This window comes from Microbulbifer discodermiae, assembly GCF_040742695.1.
Taxonomy (GTDB): Bacteria; Pseudomonadota; Gammaproteobacteria; order Pseudomonadales; family Cellvibrionaceae; genus Microbulbifer.
This window is the reverse complement of the sequence record NZ_JBFLAB010000126.1, coordinates 1-3,149: the sequence shown is the minus strand read 5'-3', so window position 1 is coordinate 3,149 and position 3,149 is coordinate 1. Positions and strand designations below refer to the sequence as shown.

Genomic DNA, 3,149 nt, shown 5'->3' with positions numbered 1-3,149 from the left:
CCCTGCTGAAGCGAGGTGCTGCGAATCCAGCTTTCCAGGGTCGCTGCATCATGAGCGGTAATTGTAAAAACGTCAGGAGTATCCATGTGACAAGTATACGTGAAATCAAATCACGTAACCTTATTTTCCGCATGGGCCACTAGATACCGGTAACGAGGTATTGATTATCGAAAAACAATTACAGTACTTGGTAGAGAGCGGAATCATGCCCTTGATGAGTACAGATGGCATCACAATAAGTTATTTGGAGAAGAACCTAGATCGTAGCATACTCGAAAAAATTCAATTGGACTTTACTTGTGCAAAAGACGCGCAATAGCTATTAGCTGCCCCCTTAAATCGAAACTGGAGAAACGATGAACGACATAATAGTAAAGGAAGATGTCAACCTTCCTGCTTTGCCTAATACTATTCTTCCAGCCATTACAGAATTGACGACAGCTCTTGGCATTCCTCGTGAGGTTTTGGCAAGCCAAGAGGAGGTTGAATATGCTTGGCGAGACCTGCCGCGCGAATTGAGAGACATTCCGGAGGACTTACGAGGCGAGTTGATAGCTAGAATGTGTGTTGCTGTAAGCACCGGGCTATTTGATGGTGCAATGAACTATATCTGGAATGCAGCAATTCTGCAATTGCGTCAAAAAATTCGAAACTTTGGCTTAGCTGTAGTTGCACAAATCCAACAAAGTGATTTTGAAGAGAACCACCTACTTGAATTGCAAGATAGCAGGCTTCTTGATCTAGGTTTGAAGTTGAATATCATCGACGAAGATGGCTTCTTCTTTCTAGATCAGTGCCGCGAAGTCAGAAACAATTTCTCGGCCGCCCATCCTACAATGGGAACAGTAAACGATCGTGAATTCATAAATTTCTTGAGTCGTTGCGTTCGCTATGCGTTGGCAGATTCTTCCTCCCCGAGAGGTGTCGATATAGGTGCATTTATCTCAGCAGTAAAAGGTCGTAGGTTTAACGATTATCAATGCCGGATTTGGGTGCAGAGATTAATAGAGACGCATGACGCACAAAGACAAATGCTTGTCAATATGGTTCATGGAATATACTGTGATCCTGCTACTGCAGAACCCGCACGACTTAATGCAATAGATATTTGCTGTAACTTAAGTGGCGTGTTTACGTCGTCCATTAAATCAGACTTAATAAATAATCACTCTGATTACGTCGCAAAAGGTCTAGAGGATAAGCACACAGCGTCCCTGCAATTTTTCGAAAAGCTAGGGCTTATAGGGCTTCTAAACGAATCTGAACAGCATGTCGTCTTCTCACGTGCGATAGATCGATTGTGGAACGTTCACAATGGCATGAATAACTTTTATAACGAGCCTGCTTTTGCCGAGAGGTTATTAGAAATTACTCAGCAAGGTGCGGTTCCGGAAACTATTCAAGATAGTTTTGTACAAACTGTTGTTTGTTGTCGTATCGGCAACGGTTATGGGGTGTCTAATGCTGCTGTGCCTTATTATGATGAAATGGTTAAAAGCTTTTCACCCCGCGAAGTTGCTACTTTGATCCGTGCGGCAGTAGATAGCACCTCCACTATTGGGCGAAAATTATCGAATAAGGCTAGTTGCCGTAGAAATTTAAGGACTGCTTTAGAGTTAATTGATGCTGCATCAGTTTCGAACTCAGTAAAAGCTGACTTTGACCGCCTTACCAAATGATGAAGCTAACAAGACGCTGCTAGGGGCAATCCTACGCTATGCTTCGGTTTGCCCCAGAGCGCAGCGTTATGTGGTAGTTTCGCAAGAATCTACCGCCCCCCTTTAACTGTCCCCTATTGCTCTTTGTTGCTCATTACAGCTTGACCACATTCAATCATGCCGCTACATTCGGCCTTGAGGCGTAGAAACCTCATGTCCAGGGCGGGTATAAACCGCTGCCGTTACAGCGGCTTTTTTGTGCCCGAAATTTGATCAGTTATGTCGAGAGGCCGGGGAATACAACACCCTTAGGGGGAATCAACCGGGCCTGACCTTGGACAGGTTTCTACCCTCTCGGCACCTTAATCATCATGTAGAAATGAAACCAAGGAGGCCATCATGGCCAAACACAAATCCCAACCTGTATTTAATGAGCACGACGACCGTGTCCTGTGGGCCACTCAGCAGCAGCTGCTGCATTACTACGACAGCGGTGACGGCCTGTTTTTGAAAAATTCGGATACTGGTAAAACAGTCTGCTTTCTGCACGAGGACGGGCACCGCCTCGGGCCTCGCCCCGAGCAAATGGCGGTCACGGAAAGTCTGGATGAAGCTATCCACCAGCTCGACTTCCTCTCACTGGTGCTCTCTCCCGGCAACTACCTGGAATTGAATCCAGACGCTCAGCTCGGCCTTTCCAGCATCCTGAGTGGACTGCGGGAGAGGCTTTTTAGCGCCAGTACGGAGTTTCCCCAATAGCGGTACAAATGAAGCAAAAATCTGGCCCGAGAGCGGCCCAGCTGAATTTGCGTTGACACTTTGTTGACACTTAAACGAAAAAGAGCGGTATCAACCTGGTTGATGCCGCTCTTAGATTCTTTTAAGTCATTGATCTTAAAGACTTTTTTTGGTGGGTCGTGCTGGATTCGAACCAGCGACCAATTGGTTAAAAGACTTCCCTTGATATTAGTTTTTTTCTATCAATTTCAACAAGTTAGGGGCTTTCACGTGTCCCACACTGTCGCGTAAAGGAACTTCTAAGTTATTGATTTTTGGTTCTAAAAGGCACGTTTTGGGACAAGCAAGCTGTATATTCACACAGTATTTCTACCCCCTATACCAGGACAACCCGATATAGTCGGCAAGCTCATCGGCGTCAGAGTCAAAGGGGTAGACACCCCGGAGTTGCGGGGCAAGTGCCAGGCTGAAAAGGAACTGGCACGAAAGGCCAAACAATTCACCGCCACTGTGTTTCACGGCGCCCAAGAAGTACGCCTTGAGGAGATAGAGCGGGTCAAGTATTTCAGGTTATTAGCCGAAGTATGGGTAGATGGTAAGCGGCTAGATCGTAAGCGTCCGGGCATCACACCTTGTCAGCAGGAACCCAGTTATGGGGCAGCAGCTCGCCGATAGCACTGGCGCGATGCATCGGTAATCGCTGCATCACATCTTTCAGATACGCAAAGGGATCATGACCATTCAGCTTGGCTG

4 protein-coding genes are annotated in these 3,149 nt (G+C 46.5%); 3 read left to right on the top strand and 1 reads right to left on the bottom strand.

The window, feature by feature from the left end; translation table 11 throughout:
• The first annotated feature begins 356 nt into the window (after positions 1–356).
• The 3 genes from AB1S50_RS19210 to AB1S50_RS19200 all read left to right on the top strand — a co-directional run bounded on the left by AB1S50_RS19210 (position 357) and on the right by AB1S50_RS19200 (position 3,071).
• Positions 357–1,679 (top strand): hypothetical protein, encoded by a 1,323-nt coding sequence (locus tag AB1S50_RS19210; protein ID WP_367152852.1) that lies wholly within the window; start codon positions 357–359, stop codon positions 1,677–1,679.
• A gap of 378 nt (positions 1,680–2,057) precedes the next feature.
• The gene (locus tag AB1S50_RS19205) at positions 2,058–2,417 is read left to right on the top strand and encodes a hypothetical protein (protein WP_367152850.1); all 360 of its coding nucleotides are present in this window, start codon (positions 2,058–2,060) and stop codon (positions 2,415–2,417) included.
• 327 nt (positions 2,418–2,744) lie between these two features.
• Positions 2,745–3,071, top strand: a complete 327-nt coding sequence (locus AB1S50_RS19200; protein WP_367152853.1) for a thermonuclease family protein — start codon at positions 2,745–2,747, stop codon at positions 3,069–3,071.
• Here AB1S50_RS19200 and AB1S50_RS19195 read toward each other — a convergent pair.
• On the bottom strand, positions 3,022–3,149 hold a 128-nt coding region (locus tag AB1S50_RS19195; RefSeq protein ID WP_367152251.1), incomplete at its 5' end, for a transposase domain-containing protein. The genes AB1S50_RS19200 and AB1S50_RS19195 overlap by 50 nt on opposite strands.